Raw genomic sequence first — 24,735 nt, forward strand, 5'->3', positions numbered from 1 at the left:
TGTAGCATACAATTCGGAAAAACAATTCGGCTATCCTTATAAACTAAAGTGGCTATATTTGCAGCTACAAATAAAGGCACAACAATCGAATCGACAGATATAAACTACAGGCATCGCATGAAAAATATTTTACTCGCAACATTTCTACTGGTAAACGCATTTGCGTTGTTTGCCAGTAACAATGACACATATTACAAGGCATCCGACAAACGTTTCTCCTACATGGGGCGGGGTGATTTCAGCAATCCCGATCATCCCCGTTTTTGGACTGCTGCGGCGCAAGTGTCGTTCTCGTTTAAAGGCGCCAAATGCACTATCGACCTAACAGACGAGCATTTATATGGCAAGAATCTAAACTATATTGTTCTCGTTGTGGATGGAAAATACTCCCGTTTCAAACTACCGGCTACCGAGAATACACTATCGGTTGGCGATAATCTGAAAGATACAATCCACACGGTAGTACTTTGCAAATGCACCGAAACCAACATCGGTTACATTCAGTTCAATGGAGTAACCTGCCGTGAATTACTGCAACACCCCACCCCACCTAAACGCAAGATCGAATGTTTCGGCAACTCCATCACCTGCGGAACAGGCAGCGACCAGAGTCTGGTGGCTTGCGGTAAAGGCGACTGGCAGGATCAGCACAACGCCTATCTCAGCTACGGGGCATTGACAGCAAGGGCGTTGAATGCACAATATCACCTCACCTCTGTTTCCGGCATTGGATTGATCCATAGTTGTTGCGACATGGATATAGTAATGCCGCAGGTGTACGACAAAATCAGTCTGAGGGAGAATAAACTCACATGGAATTTTGCTCTTTACCAGCCGGATGTCGTTACCATTTGTCTGGGCCAAAACGACGGCATCCAGAACAAAGAGAAGTTCTGCATCGCGTATATTGACTTAATTCAAAAATTACGAAAAGTGTACCCCCGCACCCGGTTCGTTCTTCTTACAAGTCCGATGGCTGACGACAAATTGCTTCCGGTGTTAAAGGATTACCTTACTACGGTTGAGAATGCGATGCATAAAAGCGGTGACAAGAGAGTGACAAAATTCTTCTTCAGCCGGAGCTACAACAGCGGTTGCGATGCACATCCAGACTTGAAAGAACACGAGTTGATCGCCAAAGAACTAACTGATTATCTGCGACAACTGATGCACTGGCAATAACACATGAACGATGACCAATTATTTAAACGACATAAAAACTCTACTGGATCAAAAAGCCGCACAATACAATTGTCTGGATTTTATCGACACCGATCCGATCCAGATTCCGCACAGGTTTAGTCTGAAAGAAGACATCGAAATCGCAGGCTTTTTCACGGCCACCATTGCCTGGGGACAACGCAAAAGCATCATAAATAATGCCAACCGACTGATGCAGTTAATGGACAATGCTCCATACGATTTTGTGTGTAATGCTCAGGAAAACGACCTTGCTAGTCTGGAACAGTTTGTGCACCGAACTTTCAACGGACGCGACTGTCGTTTTTTTATTCAGTCGTTACGAAACATTTACCTCAACCACAACGGAATGGAGTCGGTTTTTACGAAAGGATTTCAAGATGAAGGAAACATTTTCGGCGCCTTAAAACATTTCCGTGAAGTGTTTTTATCGACTCCACATGAGCAAAGAATAAGGAAACACCTGTCGGACGTGGCGGCCAATTCGAGCGCCAAACGATTGAATATGTTCCTCCGCTGGATGGTAAGACAAGACGAAGCCGGAGTCGATTTCGGACTATGGAGGGACATTCCGATGTCGGCGCTGATGCTGCCGCTCGACGTGCATACCGGCGATGTGGCTCGCGCTTACGGACTGCTCGCGCGCAAGCAAAACGACTGGAAAGCCGTTGAAGAGATCACAGCCATCCTCCGGCAATTCGACCCTCACGATCCTATCCGTTACGATTTTGCATTGTTCGGCATAGGAGCGTTTGACAATCAGGGAATCGGCTAATGCGGCAAACTATCTGACAGGATTGTATTTCACACTAATCTCTCTACCCCATCCGTTGAGGATTTCAAGCACAGGCAAAACAGAATCCCCCATTTCTGTGAGCTTATATTCTACTTTGGGCGGAACGGTAGGATAAACAATACGCTCCACCAGTCCGGAAGTTTCAAGTTCCCGCACGGTTTGGGTAAACATCTTGTTGGTAATTCCCCTTAAACTCCGTTGCAATTCACCCGAACGCATCATCCCATCTTTGAGATGAAACAACACAATCGGCTTCCATTTGCCGCCAATCATGTCCATCACCAACTCCAGAGAACAGAAATATTCCTTCCCCTTAAAAATATATTTATTTATACGCCCCTCATTTCCCATAATTTACTCCTTTTGGTAACTATACCACCTTTTAGTAAGTACTTGCACATTCGGCATTAATCGCCGAAATTTGCAGCACAAAAGTACAAAAAAGAACATAACCCACTAAACAGATTAAAAAAATGCGAGTTGTAGCTATTAACGGAAGTCCTCACAAAGAAGGCAACACCTATCATGCGCTAACGATGGTCGGCAAGCAACTGGAACAAAACGGTATTGAACTGGAGATTGTGCATATCGGCAACAAACCCATCAGAGGATGTTCGGCCTGTGGCATGTGTTTCAAAAACAAAGACGAAAAATGTGCCATGAAAGATGATGGCGTAAACGATGCTATCCAAAAGATGAAAAATGCTGACGGAATCATTCTGGCCTCACCTGTTTATTATGCAGGAATTGCCGGCACCATGAAATGTTTTCTCGACCGCGCTTTTTACGTTTCAGGCAGTAACGGAGGTCTTTTTCGCAATAAAATTGGAGCTTCAGTAGTAGCTGTACGACGCACGGGAGGTTCGTTCACCTTCGACAATCTCAATCATTATCTACTCTATTCGGAAATGATGATCGCCTCTTCTAACTACTGGAACATCATTCACGGACGCACTCCCGGAGAAGTCCACGAAGATGCGGAAGGCGTTCAGATCATGGAAATACTGGGCAAAAATATAGCATGGCAAATTAAAATGAGAGAAGCTACTAAAGATACAATCCCAGCTCCCACCCCCACTAAAAAAGTAATGACCAGCTTCATACGATAGCCAACGCTTTGACACCAAAACAATCCATCTTTATCCCGCAATGATAGAGATGGATTTGTTTTAAAACCCGAACTCCTCTTTTTATTACCCATTCACATCTTATTTCAAGGTCCTTAGCAAGCCATATAAAATTCTAAAGAATATTAAGATTCATGGCTACAATTTGCAAAACACACCTCCGCAAATTACTTTTGTATCACTAATCAAAACACACAGCCTCTGACACACCTTTACTTTTCTTTATAACTATCTATGTAACAAAAACTTTGTTACTTTTCCAATATCTTAATTCAGTATAACATGGTAAAGAAAAGTTTATTCATCAGCTTTGTTTCAATGTTCATCTTCCTGACTGCGTCATACGGTCAACAATGGCAACATAGCTGGAACGAAACAACATCTCTGTCTCAAAAAGAGCACAAACACATCCTTCTCAATTTTTCAGGATCCGACTGGTGCCTGCCTTGTATGCGCATGCATAAGAATGTTTTCGGGTCAAATGAATTTACGGCTTTTGCGTCTCAAAATCTGGTTATGTACAATGCCGATTTCCCCCGCAACAAGAAAAATCAGCTCAACAAAGAGATCGAAAAGCAGAACAACGCTTTGGCCGACCTGTATAACAAAGAAGGCCACTTTCCTTTCACCGTCCTGTTAGATTCAAACGGCAAAGTTCTCAAACAATGGAACGGACTTTATACGGGAAGTGTGGAAAACTTCATTGCTGAAATAAAATCTCTATAAACACTAAGGCATCAAAACACCGAAAATGCGGTGAATTGCTAATGCTATATCTCTATGGCCAGGAAAATTGTACACAAACGCGGCATGAAACTGATGGGCAACCACTTCGAAATATCGGTGGTAGCTGCAGATGCTTATTGGGCGAGGCAACGCATCGATGCCGGAGTAAAAGAGATCAAGCGCATCGAAGCTCTGCTCACCACCTTTAACGACGAAAGCGAGACCAACAAAATCAATGCGTTTGCCGGTATCCGCCCTGTTGTGGTTAGTCAGGAAATAATACAACTAATCGAGCGGTCGAAACGAATATCGGAGGTAACACAAGGTGCTTTTGACATAACTTACGGTTCTGTTGATAAAAGTCTCTGGAACTTTGATACGCACATGACCTCGCTTCCGGATAAAAAGACTGCCAAAAAAAGTGTACGCCTGATCAGTTACAAAAACATAGAGATAGACACGACCAACTCAACGGTATTTCTGAAAGAGAAAGGAATGCGTATCGGATTTGGTGGTATTGGGAAGGGTTATGCTGCCGAAATGGCCAAAAACCTCATGAAACGTCAGGGAGTAGAAAGTGGTGTGGTAAATGCTTCGGGCGACCTCACCGCGTGGGGATACCAGCCGGACGGCATGCCATGGACTATCGGCATTGCCAATCCGAACCTTGCCCAGGAGATCTTTTCGTACATGAACATCACCGATATGGCTGTGGCAACTTCGGGCAACTATGAAAAGTTTGTGATGATTGACGGGAAACGCTATTCTCACACCATCGACCCCAAAACAGGCTTGCCAATTAACGGCATCAAAAGCGTGACTATCATCTCGTCAAACGCAGAAATTGCCGATGCCATGGCTACCCCGGTAACTATTATGGGGGTCAAAGCCGGGCTTCACATGATTAATCAAATCAAAAACATCGAAGCCATCATCATTACCGACGATGACAAACTCTACACGTCAAAGAATATCAATCTGATTATGTAACACCTAACAACATATTAATCAAAATGAAGCATTCAAAAACAATTATATTTTTTGCACTGTCAGTGCTATCTCTTAGCTCCTGTGTTTCAGTAAAAGAATACCAAAAGTCGAGACTAAACGACTCGGAGATGATTCTGAGCAACCGAAAAGTAGAGAAGGAAGAACTTAACTTTCAGGTAATCAAAGAAGGAGCTGCCGGAGCTAATTCCGGAAAATCGGGTGGCGGATGCGGCTGCAACTAAGCAATTAATAATTGATAATGAACCATTAGCAATGAAAAAATACTTATTCATCATAGTATTCTTGTTCTGTGTTGTATATAGTGCGTTTGCGCAGTATTTGAAAAAAGACACAACTTCTTATACAACAAAAAGTCTAAAACTGGACGAAGTCAATCTGGTAACAGGCTACTATTCTCAAACCGGAGATCACTCCACCACCCTTGGGGGAAGAGGTGACGAACAGGTCAAAGAAATTTCCTCGGCCATCGACCTCAAATTCGTAGGGTATACCAATCCGAATTATATTCACTCACTTACCGCCGGCTTCGGATATGCACACCACACGGCAGCTTCGGCAGCCTGGGTATCCAAAACGGGAGCCTCCCGAACGGCAGGAGACCGAATTTATCCCTCGCTGGAATGGTCGCTACAGAACGTTAAATTAAAGACAGAATACTCTCTGGGTGCGCAATATTCAGGTGAATTCAATTACAAATCACTCACTCTGAACTCCGGATTTACAAAAGCCAACTCTAACAACGGAGAATTCGGATTAAAAATGATTGCTTCGCTGGATCGTGTAACCATGATCAACGGAGAAACAATGGCAAAAAATGCTTCGATTTTAGTAACACCTCAGAAAAGCAGCAGTTACGAAGACGATGTTATGTCGTTTACCGGAACAAGAACCAGCGCAGTGTCGTCGGCAAGCGGAGTGACTACAAGCACAAACAAGAACGTTGTAACATCTGCGGCATCATCCTACAGAGAAAACTACGCCACCAAACCAAGAACCACACTGACGGCTGCTTTTTCTTACAACCAGATCATCAATCCGCGCATGCAGGTTGCGTTCCTGGCCGACTTTACCGGACAGTTCGGTTATCTGGGGTTACCATTTCACCGGGTCTTCTTCGCCGATGCCGACAGTAGTAAGATCGAGAAATTACCCAGTCAACGACTGAAACTACCGTTGGCAGTAAGATGGAATTATTTTCTGGGTGATAATTTTATTTTCAGAACCTATTACAGGTTTTATACCGACAGTTGGGGAATCAAGGCGCATACAGCTTATATAGAAACACCTATCAAACTATCACCATTTTTCTCTGTTGCGCCATTTTACAGGTATTACACCCAAACAGCTTCAAAATACTTTGAGCCTTTTGCACAGCATCAGACATCGGACGAATATTACACTTCCAACTATAGCTATTCGGCCTTTTCTGCCAACTTCTACGGTGTTGGAATACGTTGGATGCCATTGGAAGGCGGATTCTTCAAGTCGATTGAACTTCGCTATGGTCATTACAAACAAACCACCGGTCTGGTATCAAACACGATTACCTTGCATCTGAAATTTTAGGTCTATCGATTGTATATCAAACAAAAAAAGTCCCTATCAAATGAAAATAGTTCTTTGACAGGGACTTTTAATTATGAATGCAAACAAGGAAAGTTCGTTCATCTTGCAATGTTAAAACCTCCTTCAAGCAAAGACGGATTGTTTGTCTCTAACGTTTCACTGTGCTTTATAAGACACATGCTCCCTTAACAATTAGCTAAAGAGACATGGGAAGCACACTTTGGTTAAAATCTTTTTCCGATACAAATACCACAGCGTGGATATGCCGCATTAATAGGATCTCCAAACAAGCGTCCGGCTCCAAGATACAGTTCGCCGGAAACTCCTCCCCGCGTAAGCAGTTTGAAGCCTACTGCAGCTCCGAACCCTAAGCAGGTCGATGTATACGTAACATTTGTCAGTACAAATTCATTATTATAGTAATAACCCGAAAAGCCGTTTTCCTTTTGATGGACCAACGCCATGTTGCCCTCGATGAAGAAGCCTGCTGCTCTTTTTGTCTCTCCAAAATAGATTCGGCAATACGGCAAAGCTGAAAAACGATCTGTCATATCACCTACTTTTACAATCGAAAAGGCCATTGCCATTCCGACTCCCATATTGTCGCTTAGATAACGTTCGTAATTTATTTCCGGCATACCAGCAATAGCCATCAGGAAGTTCATTCGTACTTCATTGTTCTGCTGATCAACAGAAAAATCATTACGTTGACCAAATGCACTTTGGGAAAACATTAAAATTAAAACACCAAGAATAAGCTTTGTCTTCATTTGTAAACGAGTTGTTATTAATCCATTAAATTATTGAAACTATTCTCTCTTCTGATTCACACTAAAAAGCTTGAGCATTCGGTGCACGAAAGCACTTTTTGAGAGCAACAATTATAATATCACCCATCAATATATTGAGAGTTGTATGCCTAAGCCTCCTTTTATTTCACCGAAAAACGGTAAATCGTTCTTGATTTGAATTTTTCTCCAGGATTAAGTACCGTCGTTGGGAAACCCGGTTGATTAGGACTATCAGGAAAGTGTTGTGTTTCGAGAGCAAAAGCCGAACGGGTACTGGTTGGTTTCTCTCCATTGTCGATTGCTTTTTTCCATTGCATTCCACCCATACCCGAATAGAATTGCAAACCCGGCTGATCGGTAATAACTTCCATCACACGCCCGCTTTGGGGATCATAAACCGTTGCGCAAACTTTGGCTTTGCTGTTAAGTACGTAGTTATCATCATATCCCTGAAACACACCATTATTAAATGTTTCTCCAATTTTATATCCGATAGGATGAGGTGTGGTAAAATCGAACGGGGTATCTTTCACCGGACGAATTTCACCGGTAGGTATTCGTGCCGGAGTCGACGGAGTATATTTCGAAGCATTCATTGTAAGGATATGGTCGAAAATATAGCCTTTGCCTACTCCGTGAAGATTGAAATAAGCATGATTGGTCACATTGATTACCGTTTTTTTGTCCGTAGATGCTGCATAATCAATAATAATTTCGTTTTTATCCGTCCATGTGTAAGTAACCGAAATGTTGACTGTTCCAGGAAATCCCTCTTCCATATCAGGACTAACATACGAGAAACGGACTGCCGGTTGCTTGCTGCCTGTCACAACTTCAGAGCTCCATTCTTTGGAAAACCATCCGTTACGGCCACCATGTAATGTATTCGGACTATTGTTGGGCGTCAACTTATATTCAACGCCATCCAGTGTAAATTTCGCATTGGAAATCCGGTTGGCAAAACGGCCGATACTGGCTCCACCAAATGCATCGCCTCTCAAAAGTGATTCCAGTTTTTCCGATCCGGTAGTAACATTGTCTTTATTTCCATTTTTATCAGGTACTTCAATTCTGACAATGCGTGCGCCATAGTTGGTCAGTTTCAACACATTCCCTGCTTTATTTAAGAGAGTATAAAGACATACTTCATTCCCATTATGCTCTCCCAGCACTTCTTTGTTAACTTTCTGGCTTGCTTGTAAAAAAGCAATACTACACAACAGCAAAACGGCTGTACAAACTAATAATTTTTTCATCTGTATATGATATTATTTTTAAAGGTTGAACGAATAGATAATTCAAGCGTAGACATAAAAGCAACTAAGCGGACAAAACAAGAATTTCATCTTACGTAATTTCATCGGTTTTGATTTAACACTCCATTCATAATGCATATTCATTCCTAAATATGTAATAAAGCACAATACACCAATCCACGCGAAGCAGCAACAGAACATGTTACTCACTATTATAAAACAAGTTACAAACGCAATCACTTCTTTTTCACATGAAAGTTAAATGCGAAAGTTTATTCAATTAAAAGCATCTATATGAGAATCAATTATGACTTTTGAGGCTATATTTGAAAACTATGTTTTTCTCTTCTCAAACAAAATAAAGCTTGAAGTGTTTTCATGGTTTTTCAAAAAAACGAAACTATCCCAAATATCTAAAGAGAAAAATGGTAGTTGAGTCATCAATGACAAACTACAGAAAGGAGCGTAACCTGCTCCTTTCGCTATTTTTAAGTCCAGCTCTCCTTTTATAGACTGATTCTGCTATTTTCGTTTAAAGAGGCCGCTTAAATTTATCACCAAACTTCCAAGCAAAAGCACAATCAGACAAATCCTAACAATTTCAAAGTACTTAATCCGTTCAAATTGCTTACAGAATATCAGGGCAATAATGGTCAGAATGACTATTGGAACAGAAAGATACTGTAATGATTCAATTGTATTCTTTTTCATGGTGAACAGGTTTAAGGTTTCATCGATTCAGGCTTGAAGACTCTCTCAATTACTTCTCATTAAAGATACTTAGTTTTTCCACAAAACTCAATCTTTTTGCTGAGACATTGTTTTACCACTTCTAAAGCAGTTAACTACAGAATTACAAACCCCTATTTATCTTACACGACCACCGCACACCCATGTTCTCCGGTAATAATCTTCATCCAGATCACTTACAACAACACCTTTAGACGTGGATGTATGCAAGAACTTATGATCCTTCAGATAAATTCCCACATGGTTAACGTATGCCGATGACTTACCACTTGTATTAAAAAAAGCAAGATCGCCTTCTTTCAGTTTATCACGACTAATCCTCTCGCAATTTTTGCGGAGCATTGCTAACGAATTCCGTTCGATAGTTTTACCATAAACGGTTTTATAAATAGTATACACAAGAAAGGAACAATCCACCCCGCTATGCGACATACCTCCATCTACGTGCGGGACATGCAACCAGGAAGCTGCTTCTTTGTACAGGGCTGCATTATCGCTTCTGTCTCTATATAAGCCTAATGCCTCATATACTGCTTTATTTTGTTGCTTTTCAATATGTTTCGACGTACTGCATGACACAAACAAAAACAGTCCGAGACATCCGCACACGATACTATTAAAGTTTAACGGCCGTTTAATGATATCTGACATATTTTTCGCGAATTATTCATAATCGAATCAACTCACAAACTTACAATTTATTTAGCATTTTCTGCAAAAAACGACCACAATATCTCCTTCAAATGGAAGTTTGCGACACCATCTCACAAAAAAAGGTCTTTGGCAATACCAAAGACCTTTATCCACAACCCTATTTATTAAACCCGTTTATTTCAACGCTGCCAAAGCTGCAGTGTAATTCGGTTCCTGTGTTACTTCAGGCACCAGTTCTGTGTAAACAACTTTACCGTCTGCATCCACCACAACAACTGAACGAGCCAGTAACCCTTTCAATGGACCATCAACCATCAATACGCCATAATTGGCTGCAAATTCGGGATTACGGAATGCAGAAACTGTAACCACATTCTCGATACCTTCGGCAGCACAAAAACGACCTGCGGCAAAAGGCAAATCCACAGAGACTCCCAGCACCACTGTATTTTCAAGACCAGCTGCATCTTTATTAAACTGACGCACGGAGGCAGCACAAACACCGGTATCGATGCTTGGGAAAATATTCAGCAATACTTTTTTACCCTTAAAATCTTTCAATGATACTTCAGAAAGATCTCGTTTTACCAGTGTAAAATCAGATGCTACACTGCCAACTGCAGGAAGTTCTCCTCCTACATTTATTTTCAACTCGCCTTGTAATGTTACTGTTGCCATAATTTGTTTCTTGTTTAAAGTTTAGTAAATACTTTTTCTTTTAGCTATTCATTTTCGGTCGTTACCGATAAGATTTTCTTCAAATACTCTCTCAGAGTTACTATCTCGTAATCGCTCATTTTAATATGACACTTGATATGCGCCGGAATTTTTTCTGCCTCTTCCTCCAGCTGACGCCCCTTTTCTGTTAGTGCTATATCAACAGAACGTTCATCATCTACAGAACGTTTACGGGTAAGAAGTCCGTTGGCCTCCATCCGTTTCAACAAAGGAGTAAGCGTTCCGCTATCCAACCAAAGCAATTGTCCCAACTGTTTTACAGTAACGATTTCCCGCTCCCACAACACCATCATAACCAAATATTGAGGATAGGTAAGTTCAAGGCTCTCTAACAACGGCCTGTAAAAACCGGTTATTTGCCGTGACAAAACATATAAAGGAAAACATAACTGATTATCGAGCCTGAGGAATTCTGACATAAATACGTTCGTTTTGGTTGTGCAAAATTAATTGTAGCAAAACCAAAATGCTAATTATTATAGTTAAATATCACTAACGCATATTACAATCACTATTTTTCAAACATTTATAAACACATAACAAAATACCACACAGATATTTTTAATTGTGCAAAACCATTATAACACCCCAACACTACTATTAAAATCATTAATTATGGAAGGTCATGCAATCACATTGTTTCATGAAGGTTTGATGAAGAATCAAAAAAGAAAGAAAGAAAATTTGACCATCATTTGATTTTCCACTACCTTAGCACACGTTTTAAAATAACACTGTATTACCTTAAAAATACTCCCTTGTACTGATGTTTCACTCTACCGGAACATAGCACCTGGGGGCATTTATTTCACACATTAAAAAGCAATATGATGATAAAAAAATGCTTAACGCTACCTGTGATGTTGATCGTTACCTGTGCTATGTTATTTGCACAGAAAAGTACCCCCGCCGCAACTCCGTTAGAACGCCCGAAACTTGTTGTGGGAATTGTTGTTGACCAAATGCGATGGGATTATCTCTACCGCTTTTATAACAAATACGAAAATGGAGGTTTCAAACGCCTGTTAAATGAGGGATTTGCCTGTCAGAACACCATGCTCAACTATATTCCGTCGGTAACAGCAATTGGGCACACCACCATTTTCACCGGCTCAGTTCCATCAATTCATGGTATAGCCGGCAATGACTGGATTGACTACAAAACAGGAAAATCAGTCTATTGCACGGACGATCAGACAGAAAACAGTGTCGGTTCTGAAAGCAAAGCCGGCAAAATGTCCCCCCGCAAACTATTAGCCACAACCATTACAGACGAACTGCGCATGGCTACCAATTTCCAATCGAAAGTGGTTGGGGTTTCTCTCAAAGACCGGGCATCTATCATTCCGGCAGGACATAACCCTACCGGGGCTTTCTGGATGGATGACGCAACAGGCCGCTTTATCACAAGCACTTATTACATGAAGGAATTACCTGCTTGGGTTAATACTTTCAACGCATCAAAACCCATTGAAAAATTGCTTGCTAACGGATGGAACACACTGCTACCGATCAACGAATACACCGAAAGCACCGCCGACGACGTTTCATGGGAAGGTACCCTGAAAGGAGCCGCTAAACCCGTATTCCCTTACGATGCAAAAAAAGCCTATGAACTCGATCACGGAACATTGCGCCAGATGCCTTTCGGCAACACTCTCACACTTCAGTTTGCACGTGCTGCAATTGACGGCTATAAACTGGGGCAAGAAAAAAACTGTGACTTTTTAACCATAAACTGTGCATCTACTGACTATTCCGGTCATCTGGTAGGCCCCAATGCTATCGAAATCGAAGATGTTTATCTCCGACTTGACCGCGACCTTGCCGGTTTCTTTTCCTATCTTGATCAAAAAATCGGCAAAGGCAACTATCTTGTATTTCTCACTGCGGATCACGGTGCTGCAAACGCAGAGGGTTTTCTGGAATCAAATAAAATGCCAACAGGATTTCTCTCAAAAGGTTTTGATGCTTCTATCGGAGACATGTTAAAACAAAAATTCGGCGGAGACAAACTGATTATTTCCGTAGATAACTTTCAGGTATATTTCAACAAAGCACGTATCGATAGTCTCAACCTGGATTTTGATAAAATCAAAGCCGCTACAGTAGATTTTCTGATGCAACAGGATGGCATTCAGTATGCTGCCGATCAGGATAAGATTTCCACAACCTCCATCCCTGCGATTGTAAAAGAGATGATGATAAATGGTTATAACCAACAACGAAGTGGTTCGGTCGTTATGATCACCAAACCCGGATGGCTCCCCTACTATTCAAAAAAGGGGACAACACACAGCGTCTGGAATCCATATGACACCCATATACCACTTATATTTATGGGATGGAAAATAAAACCCGGTTTTACCACCCAAGCCACACATATGACTGACATTTCGGCCACAGTTGCTGCTCTGCTTCACATACAAATGCCTAACGGGTGCATTGGACAACCCATAACACCCATCTGCAACAAATAAAAAGCAAAAGGCTCCTGTCTGATATCCACATCGGGCAGGAGCCTTCTTCTTTATCGAAACCGCTCCCTTCTTCCTCTGGTTTATCCTCACACAGAACACAATAAAAGATAAAAACGAAAAAAATTACCACGAATATTATCCTTCTATCAAAATATTCGCTTATGTTTGCATAAAATTTCCGTGTACGGACACGTTTTTCAATCTCTAAATCCTCTAATCTTTATAGTAAACAAACTATTATAAACAATATCAGTAAAAGTTTATTCGGTTCAATACTGATAGAGATACCGGTTTCGGGATAAATACTACTTAAAATCACCGGACATAGAATAATTCTTTATCTATTTTTATAAATTTGCAGCAGATTTAATTTGTAACCATACACACCATTACACAAAAAACCATGAAACGAATCTTTTTGATTTCACTATCCTTTCTTTTGACCATCACTGTTTTTGCGCAAACACGCACCATGTATCTCAACTGGGCTGCAAACGTGGCTCAATCAGACATGAAACGCAATCCTGAAGGTTGGATGATCGATTTCAACAAAACTCCTAAATGGGACTATTGTCAGGGACTGATGTGTTCTGCTTTATTAAAATTAAATGCCCTCACAAAAGATAAAACCTACTATGACTATGTGCTGAAATTCGGAGACTACATGGTTGACAACGACGGAAATGTTCTCACCTATAAAGCATCAGAAAACAGTCTCGACCGCATCAACGGAGCCAAATTCATCTTTACACTCTACGACAAAACGCTGAAACTAAAATACTACAAAGCCATTGAAGCGTTCCGGGCACAACTCAAGACCCACCCCCGAACAAGCGAAGGTGGATTTTGGCATAAAGCCATATACCCAAATCAAATGTGGCTCGACGGCATCTACATGGCATCGCCTTTTTTAGCTGAATATGCAAAGCGCTTTAATGAGAAAGAAACATTTGATGACGTTGCAAAACAGATCCTTTTAATTGCCAAACACACATACGATCCCAAAACAGGACTTTACTACCATGCCTGGGACGAAAGCAAAACTCAGGAATGGGCAGACAAAATAACAGGCTGCTCTCCCAACTTCTGGAGCCGCAGCATCGGATGGTACATGATGGCCATTGTAGATGTACTGGACTATCTACCGCTGAATCACCCACAACGCCCCGCCATCAAACGCATATTCAGCAATCTGACCAAGAGCTTGTTAAAGTATCAGGACAAAACAACCGGACTGTGGTATCAGGTAACCGACAAACCCGGAGCTGAAGGGAATTATCTGGAAAGTTCTTCTACCGCCATGTTCATGTATGCCATTACCAAAGCGGCTAATAAGGGATATATAGAACCGAGCTATTTTGCCATTTCAAAAAAAACATTTAATCTTTTCATAAAAAATGCCACCCGCATCGACACTGACGGCTCCTACAACATAACCAAGGCCTGTGCTGTTGCCGGACTTGGAGGAACCCCCTATCGTAGCGGAACATATGATTACTACATTCACGAACCCCAACGTGATAACGACCCGAAAGTAATCGGACCTTTCATTCTTTGGTGCTGTCAATTAGCAATGATTGCGAAATAAAAAACAGGCTTTCCCATTGTGTATAATTAACCTTATATACAATAAAATATCAACATCATTGTTATTTAATTGAAAAAAATTATTACATTTGCGCTTTCGTGTTCGTGCACGCAATTATCGTGTTCGAGCACGGATGCATAAAAAAGGAAATGAGCAGAATAAAGCTCATGTCTGACCAGAAAGTTATTCGCCTAAATAACCTCAATTTCTTAAATTTAACAACCATGCAAACAAAAAAGAAAAGAAAACTCACACACTATCTGTGTATTATGGTTATGTCCACAATGGCTGTTACGGCCTGGGGACAAGCCAAGTCTGTTAGCGGAACCGTGAAAGACGGAAAAGGAGATGCCGTTATTGGAGCCAGTGTTGTCATTAAAGGCAGTAGTACAGGAACCATTACGGATGTAGACGGAAATTTCAATTTATCCATACCGGCCTCTGCCAAGGCTTTAGTAGTCTCCTACATCGGGATGGAAACACTTGAAGTTCCTATCACCGGAAAACCAATGACGATTACGCTAAAAGAAAGCTCCATTGCTCTGAATGAAGTAGTGGCAATCGGTTATGGCGTAGTTAAGAAAAGAGACCTTACCGGATCAGTTGCTTCCGTAAAAGCGGACGAAATAGCAAAAACATCTACCAGCAATGCAATGCAGGCAATGCAGGCTCGTGTTCCTGGACTGGACGTAATGCAATCGAGCGGTCAGGCAGGAGCTGGTGTACGCATTCAACTTCGCGGGAACCGTTCCATCACTGCAAGCAACTCTCCCCTTATTCTGGTCGACGGTGTGGAATACGGTTCAACCCTCGACATTAGCCCTTCGGATATCGAATCTATGGAAGTATTGAAAGATGCTTCTTCTACAGCTATCTATGGTACCCGGGGTGCTAACGGTGTAATCATCATCACTACGAAAAGAGGGAAATCGGGAGCTACCAAAGTAAGTGTCAATTCCTACCTCTCATTCAACTCTCCGACCAACGTACCAAAAGTTATGTACGGAGACAAAGAAGTTCAACGATTGGTTGACAAGGCCAATTATCAAGCCGATGCTCTTTCCGGAAAATGGGGCACAAGTAATTTGACTCCTCAAAATGTATTGACGGAAAGTCTGGCCGATTTCACTGAATATGGTATTTATCAGGACAAATCCTACACTAACTGGCTGGATATTATTATGCAAAACGGCCTGACTAAAAATGTGGAAACTTCAGTTTCAGGAGGCAACGAAAAAACCAATTTCAGTCTCTCTCTTGGTGGCATGTTCGACGAAGGTTTGCAGAAAAATGACAAACAAAACCGTTACAATGTCAAAATGAGCATCGACCATAAGATCAGTAAATATTTCAAAACCGGAGCAAGCATTTTGTATACTTATAAAGATAATGATGCTGCAAGCAGTAGCGTATATTCACAATCTTTGAAGATGACCTCTATCACTCATCCTTATACAGCCGACGGAACTCTCATTGCAGCTCCGAATCCCCGTTACGCTGCACACTGCAACCCGCTTCTCGATCAGATAGACGGAGCTTATGCAAACAATACAGAGTCGACCCGCTTCTTCGGCAGCAGCTATCTGGAAGTGACTCCAATTAAAAATATGGTTTTTAAATCAAACTTTGCTGTTGACCGTTCCACCAGCCGTAACGGACAATACATCGACTTTGAAAGTGTAGAACGCTATCAATCTCCTCACACAAGCTATATTTCCTTAGGGTCTAACAAAAGCACCGGCTTCACATGGGACAACACCCTGAACTACAACACTAACTTCGGAGGTTCAAAACACGACCTGACAACATTAATAGGACAAAGTCTAAATCAAAATGTATCAGAATCTCTCAACACCTATGGTTCATGCGGTGCCGAACACTATTACACCAATCTGTTTTATGATGTAACCAAAATTACTACTCCAACCGTTAAAAGTACGTATGTTAAGCAGTCAATGCTATCATTCTTCGGCCGTTTGAATTATAAATTTAACGATAAATATCTGTTAACCGCCTCTCTTCGTGCTGATGGCTCGTCAACTCTTGCCGACGGACACAAATGGGGGTACTTCCCATCCACAGCTCTTGCCTGGAGAATGAATGATGAATCATTCCTGAAAGATGTTAAATGGTTAAGTAATTTAAAATTACGTACTTCCTGGGGGATTTCCGGTAATGCCGCTGTTGATCCTTACAGCACTTTAGCTGCACTGGGTTATAACCCTGTTTATTATTATATGGGCACCAGTTCTATTGCCGGATATTTGCCAAGCTCTTTAGGTAATAAAGATTTGAAATGGGAAACTACTCAGGCCTATAACTTCGGCGTTGATTTCGGATTCCTCAATAATCGCATCTCCGGATCTATTGAATATTACACGAGTCATACCAGCGATTTATTGTATCAAAAAATTGCACCTGCTTCCTCGGTATATCCCAGCGTTATCGCCAATATTGGAGAAACCAAAGGCCATGGTATAGAAGTTGCGCTAAATACGCTAGTTGTAAAAAACAAAAACTTTTCTTGGGATATCAATTGGTCATATTCTTCATCAACTGATAAAATCACCAAATTAACGGATGGTGTAACGAAAAACATTAACGGAACTATAGGTCAAATTGTAGGTCAGCCCGTAAAAATCTACTACGACTACAAATCGAATGGTTGTTGGAATGTTGGAGAATATGCAAATTTTCTGACCGATTGGCAATCTCGTCATCAAGGGCAAACCATAGGCTATCCTTCTGGATATGGCACCCCCGGAACGCTCAAATTGATAGACAGCAATGATGATGGAAAATTTGATGATAACGATAAATACATCTACAATCAATCTCCTAAGCACATTATTGGCATGAACAACAATTTCACATACAAAGATTTCTCTTTGTCGGTACTTGTATATGCTCGTTTAGGTGGTTATATTTCTTATGGAATGAACTCTCAGCTCAACTACGAGTCGGCTAACTGGGGAGATATTGATTATTGGACACCAACTAACGTAACCGCCAAATTCCCGAGTCCGGGCGCTCCAAGTGCAATGTTCGCCAGCTACGGTTCGTCATTAATGTATGAAAAAGCTGATTATGTAAAAATCAAAGAGATCAACCTTAGCTATTCTCTGCCGAAGAAATTATTGTCTAACGTGGGCATTGAAAGATTAAAAATTTACGCCTCACTAAAGAATTTTATCACTTTCAGCAAAATAGATAATTATGACCCAGAACGCGGTGGTTCCATTGCCTTCCCTTTGGCAAAACAAGTAGTAGTAGGTCTTAATCTTGATTTCTAATCCTAAATATCAACTCAAAATGAAAAAATACATCTATATATCCTTAACAGCCTTAACCATTTCATTGGGATTTACATCCTGTAATAGTTTCTTGGAGGAAGATAACAAAGCCGGACAAACAGCCGATCTCGCTTACTCTACATCTTCCGGAATTCAAGGGTTAATGGCCTCCTGCTATAGCTTTTCGCGTGGATGGTACGGTAAAGAAGCCGGATTAGGTCTCTCAGAGATGGGAACCGACCTCTTTTACTATGGTTATGACAACAAGCAAAAGTCCTTGAACTCATACAACATCACGGCTCAGAGTCTCGATGACAACACTGCTGATAACCCATGTTTGGATCAATATTGGGAAATGTTTTATTGCGCAGTTGATGCTTGCAACAATGCTCTGGTTTATATTCCCAAGAACACGGCCATCAGTGCAACTGCCCGCAACCAATATCTCGGTGAGGCTTATTTTTTACGCGCCTTTTATTACTGGCACATGGTGAATATATGGGGACCGGTTCCTTACAACACTGTTCCTTTTGACAAGGTAGTAACCACAGCATCCCGTATGCCCGAAGAACAGGTTTACAGCAACATGTTGGCCGACCTGGACAAATCGATCGAAGCTTTCAATGCTGCTAATTACAAAGTAAAGACCGACGGCAGAGCCAACTACTGGGCTGCCCGTGCGTTGAAAGCTCGTGTATTGTTATATGCTGCTTCATGGTTAGGAAAAAACAGCATCACTACCAACACCAGTTATACAGGAAAAGATCTCTATGCCTTGGCACAAGCGGAAGCCGAAGCGGTAATCGGAAGTAATATTGCTTCATTCTACGATAATTATGCAGACACCTGGTCGATGAAGAACGAAGATATTGCCACCAACAAAGAATCAATTTGGGGTGTGAGATACGATTACGACCTGACAACAACTGTAAACTGCATTCCTTATCGTTACAAAACCGATGCAAGTGGAAGTACGTTGTCATACAATGGTTTGATTACCCGAACCGGTTACTCTCGCGGAGGTAGTGCTATGTTATTGATGTTTGTATCCATGTGGAACAACGGAGCATCTGATTTGGGTGGTGACGGCAAAGAAGTATTCGTTCGTACTTTAGGAACGGACAAAACCATGTACGTGACCAACACAAAAACCAAACAAAGTGTTTATGTAGCCGATACTTACTCACCTTACGGACGTGGATTCACCCGTTATCTCCCATCTGTCTATTTGTGGAAACTGTTTGACAAATACCGTGCAACCGACCAACGTACTAACGCTACCCTTTTGGAAGCGTATACCATCGCCAAAGGTTTGGAAGGTAGTTCTACAAAATACCCCAATATGCAGGACACAGCAATTTATTATTGTCCGTTAGACGGTAATTCTCCGGCAGGTCTTGCTAAACAGGCGTGGGCTAAGAACCGTTACCGTATTCAGTTCTTGAACAACGGAGATATTCCCGTGTACACATCTTCAGACCCGGCTACCGCTAAACCGACCGAAGCAGCAAAAGCAAGCTCTGATGTCTACAAAGATACCCGTTACAATACTTACAAAATCGGAGGATGGTGTTCTTATCCCGGCATCAAAAAATTCCTGGACAATGTATATGATCCCAAATATCCTACCAATGATATATCTTTTCGCGATGCTATCGTATTACGCCTTGCAGAAATGTACCTGATCAAGGCAGAGTGCCAGTTAGCAAGCGGAGATAATGGAGGTGCGCTTAATACCCTCAATCTATTACGTGCAAAACGTGCTATCTCGGGCAAAGACAACTCTATTTCCGGAACCGTAACCATCAACACTATTCTTGATGAACGTGCCATGGAGTTGTGCGGCGAACAACAACGCTGGTTTGACCTGAAACGTACACACACATTGGTTGACCGGGTAAAAGCTTACAACGCTCAGGCTTCGGGACAGGTGAAGGATATTCATTATCTGCGTCCGATTCCGCAAGCTCAAATCGATGCTGTTTCGAATAAAGAAGATTTCAAACAAAACACAGGATATTAATTATCGATTACGATCAACTCTCATAAAACAATAATCTGGCTTTTTAAAGTCAGATTATTGTTTTTATCTTTTCTACAGTATTTTTGTAACAATCTCAATTTAAGGCATGAAACGATTGATACTATTTCCTCTCTGGGCTTTTTCGCTTGTCCTTTTTGCACAAATGCCAGAAAACACACCTTCTAATATCCTGAAATATAAAGAGGTATGCAAAAGTCACATTTACAAAGAGATGAAAGGAATGTACCGCGAACCCGGCGGTGCGCTAAAATATCCGTTTCTTGCTCCCGGGAGTTCCCAATATCTCGATATGCTGTGGGACTGGGACTCGTGGTTAAGTAATGTTGCCCTGAAACAAATTCTGCTCGAAAACGGGACCGAAAAAGACAAACAACAGGCTCTTCAATACGAAGAGGGCTGCGTACTCAACTTCTTGAGCTATGGCGGCATGGATGGATGGATTCCCATCTGGATAGAGCGCAACGCTCCTTCTCGTGCCGAAATGCTGTCTAAACGAAATCCATGGAAAAGCAACATGCACAAGCCTCAACTAGCTCAACATGCAGCTTTCATCACCAAATACAACAATAATAACGCCGAATGGCTGCGCGAAAATTTCTATCAGCTGCAAGCATTTGTCGACAAATACCTCAACTTTCACAGGCACAAAGCTACCGGACTAATGTACTGGGAGACCGATGAAGCCATTGGTGTAGACAACGATCCTTCCACTTTCTTCCGTCCCGATGAAAGTTCGGCTTCTATCTTCCTCAACGTAATGATGTACAAGGAAGTGAAAGCCATGGCTTATCTGGCTTCCTGCCTCCACCTCGACGAGATCGCCCGTCAATATGAAAAAGAGGGAAACAACCTCTACAATGCTATACAAAATAATTGCTGGGATCCGCGTGATGGTACTTTCTATAGCGTAGATCTCAATCTTAGACCGGTTGAGAAGCCTGACATCAAATCGCTTCAACCGAACATGCTGATCCTGCACGTGGGGCAACCCCGGAACTACGATTGCCTCTTGCAACGTTTCGATGTATGGAGCAGCTTTCTGCCTATGTGGGCCGGTATTGCAACACAGGAACAGGCAAAACGGATGGTAGTTCATTACCGTGACACAGCGACTTTCAATGCTCCTGCCGGCATTCGTTCGCTATCGAAGCTTGAAAAAATGTACAACGTCCGTGCCAGTGGTAATCCCTCGTCGTGGCAAGGTCCGGTCTGGATTATTGCCAACTACCTGACATTCCGTGGACTGGTTAACTACAACTATACTGACGAAGCCCGCGAACTGGCTCAAAAGACAATTCTGTTACTTGGTCGCGATTATGAACGCTTCGGAGCTTTACACGAATATTATTTGCCCGAAAACGGAGAACCTGTGCTTAATACCGGCTTTCAGAACTGGAATCTACTGGTATTGAACATGATTGCCTGGATGGATGGCAAACCTTTCATCACTGAATTCTAAACACTAACCACATCAATAACCAATTTATTAATTATGCAAAAGAAACTTCTTTCATTATTTGCGGTAATTTTTCTCGCATCGTTTTGTAGCGTTTATGCAGGTCCCTGGGAGGATATGGCACAACTTGCCCAAAGCATCAAGCAGACCTCATTCCCCGACAAAAGTTTCAACGTCGTAAAATACGGAGCATCAGAAAAAAATCCAAGTATTAAGAATACGAAGGCAATCAATGCCGCCATCGTGGCCTGTAACAAAAAGGGCGGTGGTAAAGTAATCGTTCCCAAAGGCGTGTACGTTACCGGCCCGATAACTCTTTTAAGTAATGTCAATCTCTGTATCGAAGAAGGTGCCGAATTACGTTTCACCACCAATTATGCTGAATATCTGCCTACCGTACTCACCCGTTGGGAAGGTCTCGATTGCTACAATTATCACCCGTTGATTTATGCTTTCAAAGCAACCAACATTGCTATTACCGGCAAGGGAATCATCAATGGTCAGGGGTCAAACACGGCATGGTGGAACTGGAATGGCAACAAGCTGTTTGGATACAAAGATGGCGAACCTTCGCAAAAAACTACCGGTCGTGCGGCTCTGATGAAAATGAGCGAAGAGAATGTCCCGGTTGAAAAGCGCCAGATGGGCGAAGGGAATTATCTCCGCGCGCAACTCATCAACTTTGTACAATGCAATACAGCAAAAATCGAAGGCGTAACATTACAGAATTCTCCTTTCTGGGTAATCCATCCGCTTTTAACCAACGATCTGACCGTTCGCAACGTTACCATCGAAAGTCTCGGACCCAACAGTGACGGTTGCGATCCTGAGTCGTGCAAGAACGTATTGATTGAAGGCTGCACATTCGATGACGGCGACGACTGCATTGCTATCAAATCGGGACGCAACAACGACGGTCGCCGCTGGAACATCCCGAGCGAAAACATCATCGTGCGCAACTGTAAGATGAAAGCCGGACACGGTGGCGTGGTTGTAGGAAGTGAAATTTCGGGTGGCTACAAAAACCTCTACGTAGAAAATTGCGAAATGGATAGTCCCGAACTCGACCGCATCATCCGCATCAAATCGAATACCTGCCGCGGCGGTGTTGTCGAAAACGTATTTGCACGCAACGTTAAAGTAGGCCAGTGTAAAGAAGCCGTGCTGAAAATCGACTTGCAGTACGAACCTAACGAACCGTGCAAACGCGGTTATGTGCCGGTGGTTCGTAATGTCAATCTCGAAAATGTCACCTGCCAGCAAAGTAACTATGGTGTAAGCATCGACGGGCTGGAAGATGCCAACTGTGTAAACAACATCAACCTGAAGAATTGCGATTTTCGTGGAGTGAAATACAACTCGAACGATATTAAGGGTGCTGTAAACGTAAATTTCGAAAACGTACGCATCAATAACACCATTATTTCTTCGAAAAAAATCTCAACTGTGTTTTCTCCATTAACAAAATAAAGGACTTAAAAATCATTATTCGCCCAACTCATTGAACAAAGTCTTATACACCTTGTTCAATGAGTTTTGCTGTAACCTAAGCCCGCTTACTCTAAAAATTGAGTAATTTTGAAACTCTTAATTGTAAATCATCCTATTTATGTTTAAACACACATTTTTAACTCTTTGTGCCGGCCTATTCCTCTCCGTAAATGCACAAAACACCACCAATATCCCCGGTTATCTTTATACCAATCTTCCTTTTCAGATGGAACAGGTGAAAACTCCGGTTTTTCCTGCCAATAATGTATCCATCGTCGATTTCGGAGCAAAAAACGATGGAAAAACCGACAATACTCAGGCTTTTGCGAAAGCCATCAATGCCATTGTTGCCAAAGGCGGAGGAACAGTTGAAGTTCCTGCCGGAACCTGGGTTACCGGCCCTATTGTATTGAAAAGCAACGTGCGTATCAATACTGCGAAAGAGGCCACCGTCCTCTTTTCGACCGACAAAAGCCTTTACCCTGTCATCAAAGCCAACTTCGAAGGACTGGAGACCTACCGTTGCCAGCAACCCATCTCGGCAGATGGTGCCCAAAACATTGCCATCACTGGTGAAGGCACATTCGACGGCTCGGGACAGGCCTGGCGTCCGGTAAAGAAATCAAAAGTAAGCGAAGCTCAATGGAACGCGCTGGTTGCGTCCGGTGGAGTGCTTAGCGAAAATAAATCTACCTGGTGGCCTTCCGAAGGAGCCTACAAAGGCAGCCAGCTATCTACCGACCAAAATGTCCCCAATGTAAAAGATGAAGCCGGATGGCAAGCAATCAAGGATTACCTGCGCCCCATCATGGTCGATCTGGTGAATTGCAAAAATGTGCTGATAGAGGGGGTTACCATCCAGAATTCACCTTCGTGGACCGTTCACCCGCTCATGTGTCAAAATGTGATTATTTCCAACGTCAACATACAAAATCCTGCATGGGGACAAAACACCGACGGCATAGATATTGAATCCTGTAAAAACGTAGTTCTCTACAAAAGCACTTTCAATGTAGGCGACGACGGTATTTGTGTGAAATCGGGCAAAAACGAATCGGGCCGCAAACGCGGTATTCCAACAGAGAACCTCATTGTGGACGGATGTACAGTGTATCATGCTCACGGAGGTTTTGTGGTTGGCAGCGAAATGTCGGGTGGTGTAAAAAACGTGAAGGTTACCAACTGTAACTTCAAGGGTACCGATGCAGGTCTGCGCTTCAAAAGTACCCGCGGACGTGGCGGCGTTGTCGAAAACATCACCATCGAAAATATCAACATGAACGACATCGTGGGAGATGCCGTCTTGTTCGACCTGTTTTACGGAGGAAGTAAAAACAAGGACGAAAAGGTGAAAGCCGACGAAACGACACCTGTTTTCAAGGATATTACCATGAAAAACATAACGTGTAACGGAGCTAAAAGAGCGTTATTCTTCAACGGATTGCCGGAGATGAATCTCGAAAACATTTCGCTCGAGAACGGAATGTTTGTTGCCAATGAAGGAGGAAAAATCAGCGAATCGACCAATGTAACGCTGACTAACGTTGTGCTTAAAACTCCGTCGACACCCAATCTGATTATCAACAACTCTCAATACATCACGCTGGTCAACATCATGTTTCCTGACGCTAACAAACCTATTATCAATGTCAGTGGAATGAACAGTCAGTATATTTCCATACAACGTTCGGCCGGAATCACTTACAAAAACATTAACTGGAGCGACCACGCATCAAAAGATTCTGTTGAAGTGCGGGGTTGGTAAATA

Annotated in this window: 20 protein-coding genes; 14 read left to right on the forward strand and 6 right to left on the reverse strand. The window is 42.2% G+C overall.

Features of this window, described 5'->3' with window-relative positions:
- Nucleotides 1-117 precede the first annotated feature (117 nt).
- Nucleotides 118-1,182 carry an SGNH/GDSL hydrolase family protein gene (locus tag PJIAN_RS13935; protein WP_068706106.1) on the forward strand — a complete coding sequence of 355 codons (1,065 nt, stop codon included), beginning with the start codon at nt 118-120 and terminating at the stop codon, nt 1,180-1,182.
- A 10-nt stretch (nt 1,183-1,192) separates the two neighbouring features.
- Nucleotides 1,193-1,975 carry a TIGR02757 family protein gene (locus PJIAN_RS13940; RefSeq protein WP_068706108.1) on the forward strand — a complete coding sequence of 261 codons (783 nt, stop codon included), beginning with the start codon at nt 1,193-1,195 and terminating at the stop codon, nt 1,973-1,975.
- Between the two features lie 9 nt (nt 1,976-1,984).
- Here PJIAN_RS13940 and PJIAN_RS13945 read toward each other — a convergent pair whose 3' ends face one another.
- Nucleotides 1,985-2,347, reverse strand: a complete 363-nt coding sequence (locus PJIAN_RS13945; protein ID WP_068706110.1) for a winged helix-turn-helix transcriptional regulator — start codon at nt 2,345-2,347, stop codon at nt 1,985-1,987.
- A gap of 122 nt (nt 2,348-2,469) precedes the next feature.
- Here PJIAN_RS13945 and PJIAN_RS13950 point away from each other — a divergent pair, with 122 nt between their 5' ends.
- The 5 genes from PJIAN_RS13950 to PJIAN_RS13970 all read left to right on the forward strand — a co-directional run bounded on the left by PJIAN_RS13950 (nt 2,470) and on the right by PJIAN_RS13970 (nt 6,426).
- Entirely contained in the window at nt 2,470-3,105 is a 636-nt protein-coding gene (locus tag PJIAN_RS13950; protein WP_068706112.1) for a flavodoxin family protein, read from the forward strand.
- Nucleotides 3,106-3,405: 300 nt separating this feature from the next.
- Nucleotides 3,406-3,849 (forward strand): thioredoxin family protein, encoded by a 444-nt coding sequence (locus PJIAN_RS13955; protein ID WP_068706114.1) that lies wholly within the window; start codon nt 3,406-3,408, stop codon nt 3,847-3,849.
- Between the two features lie 54 nt (nt 3,850-3,903).
- Complete coding sequence (locus PJIAN_RS13960; RefSeq protein ID WP_068706116.1) at nt 3,904-4,839, forward strand: FAD:protein FMN transferase; 936 nt, start codon at nt 3,904-3,906, stop codon at nt 4,837-4,839.
- 23 nt (nt 4,840-4,862) lie between these two features.
- The gene (locus PJIAN_RS13965) at nt 4,863-5,081 is read left to right on the forward strand and encodes a DUF4266 domain-containing protein (protein ID WP_068706118.1); all 219 of its coding nucleotides are present in this window, start codon (nt 4,863-4,865) and stop codon (nt 5,079-5,081) included.
- Nucleotides 5,082-5,112: 31 nt separating this feature from the next.
- Nucleotides 5,113-6,426 carry a DUF3570 domain-containing protein gene (locus tag PJIAN_RS13970; protein WP_068706120.1) on the forward strand — a complete coding sequence of 438 codons (1,314 nt, stop codon included), beginning with the start codon at nt 5,113-5,115 and terminating at the stop codon, nt 6,424-6,426.
- A gap of 224 nt (nt 6,427-6,650) precedes the next feature.
- Here PJIAN_RS13970 and PJIAN_RS13975 read toward each other — a convergent pair whose 3' ends face one another.
- The 5 genes from PJIAN_RS13975 to PJIAN_RS13995 form a co-directional block, all read right to left on the reverse strand.
- Nucleotides 6,651-7,196 (reverse strand): DUF3575 domain-containing protein, encoded by a 546-nt coding sequence (locus PJIAN_RS13975; protein WP_068706122.1) that lies wholly within the window; start codon nt 7,194-7,196, stop codon nt 6,651-6,653.
- Nucleotides 7,197-7,357: 161 nt separating this feature from the next.
- Nucleotides 7,358-8,473 (reverse strand): aldose epimerase family protein, encoded by a 1,116-nt coding sequence (locus PJIAN_RS13980; protein WP_068706124.1) that lies wholly within the window; start codon nt 8,471-8,473, stop codon nt 7,358-7,360.
- Between the two features lie 867 nt (nt 8,474-9,340).
- The gene (locus PJIAN_RS13985; RefSeq protein ID WP_068706127.1) at nt 9,341-9,874 is read right to left on the reverse strand and encodes a C40 family peptidase; all 534 of its coding nucleotides are present in this window, start codon (nt 9,872-9,874) and stop codon (nt 9,341-9,343) included.
- A 177-nt stretch (nt 9,875-10,051) separates the two neighbouring features.
- Nucleotides 10,052-10,555 carry a thiol peroxidase gene (tpx, locus tag PJIAN_RS13990; RefSeq protein WP_068706129.1) on the reverse strand — a complete coding sequence of 168 codons (504 nt, stop codon included), beginning with the start codon at nt 10,553-10,555 and terminating at the stop codon, nt 10,052-10,054.
- A 44-nt stretch (nt 10,556-10,599) separates the two neighbouring features.
- The gene (locus PJIAN_RS13995) at nt 10,600-11,034 is read right to left on the reverse strand and encodes a MarR family winged helix-turn-helix transcriptional regulator (RefSeq protein ID WP_068706132.1); all 435 of its coding nucleotides are present in this window, start codon (nt 11,032-11,034) and stop codon (nt 10,600-10,602) included.
- Between the two features lie 408 nt (nt 11,035-11,442).
- Between PJIAN_RS13995 and pafA the strand changes: the two genes are divergently transcribed.
- The 7 genes from pafA (at nt 11,443) to PJIAN_RS14030 (ending at nt 24,732) form a co-directional block, all read left to right on the forward strand.
- A complete protein-coding gene (gene pafA, locus PJIAN_RS14000) occupies nt 11,443-13,095 on the forward strand; it encodes an alkaline phosphatase PafA (RefSeq protein WP_068706134.1) in 1,653 nt (550 codons plus the stop codon).
- A gap of 403 nt (nt 13,096-13,498) precedes the next feature.
- Nucleotides 13,499-14,683, forward strand: a complete 1,185-nt coding sequence (locus tag PJIAN_RS14005) for a glycoside hydrolase family 88/105 protein (protein WP_068706136.1) — start codon at nt 13,499-13,501, stop codon at nt 14,681-14,683.
- Between the two features lie 224 nt (nt 14,684-14,907).
- The gene (locus PJIAN_RS14010; RefSeq protein ID WP_068706498.1) at nt 14,908-17,976 is read left to right on the forward strand and encodes a SusC/RagA family TonB-linked outer membrane protein; all 3,069 of its coding nucleotides are present in this window, start codon (nt 14,908-14,910) and stop codon (nt 17,974-17,976) included.
- Nucleotides 17,977-17,995: 19 nt separating this feature from the next.
- Nucleotides 17,996-19,999, forward strand: a complete 2,004-nt coding sequence (locus PJIAN_RS14015) for a RagB/SusD family nutrient uptake outer membrane protein (RefSeq protein ID WP_068706499.1) — start codon at nt 17,996-17,998, stop codon at nt 19,997-19,999.
- A 106-nt stretch (nt 20,000-20,105) separates the two neighbouring features.
- Entirely contained in the window at nt 20,106-21,479 is a 1,374-nt protein-coding gene (locus tag PJIAN_RS14020; RefSeq protein WP_068706138.1) for an MGH1-like glycoside hydrolase domain-containing protein, read from the forward strand.
- 33 nt (nt 21,480-21,512) lie between these two features.
- Nucleotides 21,513-22,946 carry a glycoside hydrolase family 28 protein gene (locus PJIAN_RS14025; protein ID WP_068706140.1) on the forward strand — a complete coding sequence of 478 codons (1,434 nt, stop codon included), beginning with the start codon at nt 21,513-21,515 and terminating at the stop codon, nt 22,944-22,946.
- Between the two features lie 139 nt (nt 22,947-23,085).
- Nucleotides 23,086-24,732 (forward strand): glycoside hydrolase family 28 protein, encoded by a 1,647-nt coding sequence (locus PJIAN_RS14030; RefSeq protein ID WP_084252427.1) that lies wholly within the window; start codon nt 23,086-23,088, stop codon nt 24,730-24,732.
- The last annotated feature ends 3 nt before the right edge of the window (nt 24,733-24,735 follow it).

This window comes from Paludibacter jiangxiensis (genome assembly GCF_001618385.1).
Taxonomy (GTDB): Bacteria; Bacteroidota; Bacteroidia; order Bacteroidales; family Paludibacteraceae; genus Microbacter; species Microbacter jiangxiensis.

What these genes read in the sequence shown, in the direction of transcription:
- tpx (WP_068706129.1), bottom strand. Translation starts at nt 10,555, where the DNA reads ATGGCAACAGTAACATTACAAGGCGAGTTGAAAATAAATGTAGGAGGA.
- PJIAN_RS13945 (WP_068706110.1), bottom strand. Translation starts at nt 2,347, where the DNA reads ATGGGAAATGAGGGGCGTATAAATAAATATATTTTTAAGGGGAAGGAA.
- PJIAN_RS13965 (WP_068706118.1), top strand. Translation starts at nt 4,863, where the DNA reads ATGAAGCATTCAAAAACAATTATATTTTTTGCACTGTCAGTGCTATCT.
- PJIAN_RS14020 (WP_068706138.1), top strand. Translation starts at nt 20,106, where the DNA reads ATGAAACGATTGATACTATTTCCTCTCTGGGCTTTTTCGCTTGTCCTT.
- PJIAN_RS13955 (WP_068706114.1), top strand. Translation starts at nt 3,406, where the DNA reads ATGGTAAAGAAAAGTTTATTCATCAGCTTTGTTTCAATGTTCATCTTC.
- PJIAN_RS13940 (WP_068706108.1), top strand. Translation starts at nt 1,193, where the DNA reads ATGACCAATTATTTAAACGACATAAAAACTCTACTGGATCAAAAAGCC.
- PJIAN_RS13975 (WP_068706122.1), bottom strand. Translation starts at nt 7,196, where the DNA reads ATGAAGACAAAGCTTATTCTTGGTGTTTTAATTTTAATGTTTTCCCAA.
- PJIAN_RS13995 (WP_068706132.1), bottom strand. Translation starts at nt 11,034, where the DNA reads ATGTCAGAATTCCTCAGGCTCGATAATCAGTTATGTTTTCCTTTATAT.
- PJIAN_RS13980 (WP_068706124.1), bottom strand. Translation starts at nt 8,473, where the DNA reads ATGAAAAAATTATTAGTTTGTACAGCCGTTTTGCTGTTGTGTAGTATT.
- PJIAN_RS13970 (WP_068706120.1), top strand. Translation starts at nt 5,113, where the DNA reads ATGAAAAAATACTTATTCATCATAGTATTCTTGTTCTGTGTTGTATAT.
- PJIAN_RS13960 (WP_068706116.1), top strand. Translation starts at nt 3,904, where the DNA reads ATGGCCAGGAAAATTGTACACAAACGCGGCATGAAACTGATGGGCAAC.
- PJIAN_RS13935 (WP_068706106.1), top strand. Translation starts at nt 118, where the DNA reads ATGAAAAATATTTTACTCGCAACATTTCTACTGGTAAACGCATTTGCG.
- pafA (WP_068706134.1), top strand. Translation starts at nt 11,443, where the DNA reads ATGATGATAAAAAAATGCTTAACGCTACCTGTGATGTTGATCGTTACC.
- PJIAN_RS14015 (WP_068706499.1), top strand. Translation starts at nt 17,996, where the DNA reads ATGAAAAAATACATCTATATATCCTTAACAGCCTTAACCATTTCATTG.
- PJIAN_RS14005 (WP_068706136.1), top strand. Translation starts at nt 13,499, where the DNA reads ATGAAACGAATCTTTTTGATTTCACTATCCTTTCTTTTGACCATCACT.
- PJIAN_RS13950 (WP_068706112.1), top strand. Translation starts at nt 2,470, where the DNA reads ATGCGAGTTGTAGCTATTAACGGAAGTCCTCACAAAGAAGGCAACACC.
- PJIAN_RS14025 (WP_068706140.1), top strand. Translation starts at nt 21,513, where the DNA reads ATGCAAAAGAAACTTCTTTCATTATTTGCGGTAATTTTTCTCGCATCG.
- PJIAN_RS14030 (WP_084252427.1), top strand. Translation starts at nt 23,086, where the DNA reads ATGTTTAAACACACATTTTTAACTCTTTGTGCCGGCCTATTCCTCTCC.
- PJIAN_RS13985 (WP_068706127.1), bottom strand. Translation starts at nt 9,874, where the DNA reads ATGTCAGATATCATTAAACGGCCGTTAAACTTTAATAGTATCGTGTGC.
- PJIAN_RS14010 (WP_068706498.1), top strand. Translation starts at nt 14,908, where the DNA reads ATGCAAACAAAAAAGAAAAGAAAACTCACACACTATCTGTGTATTATG.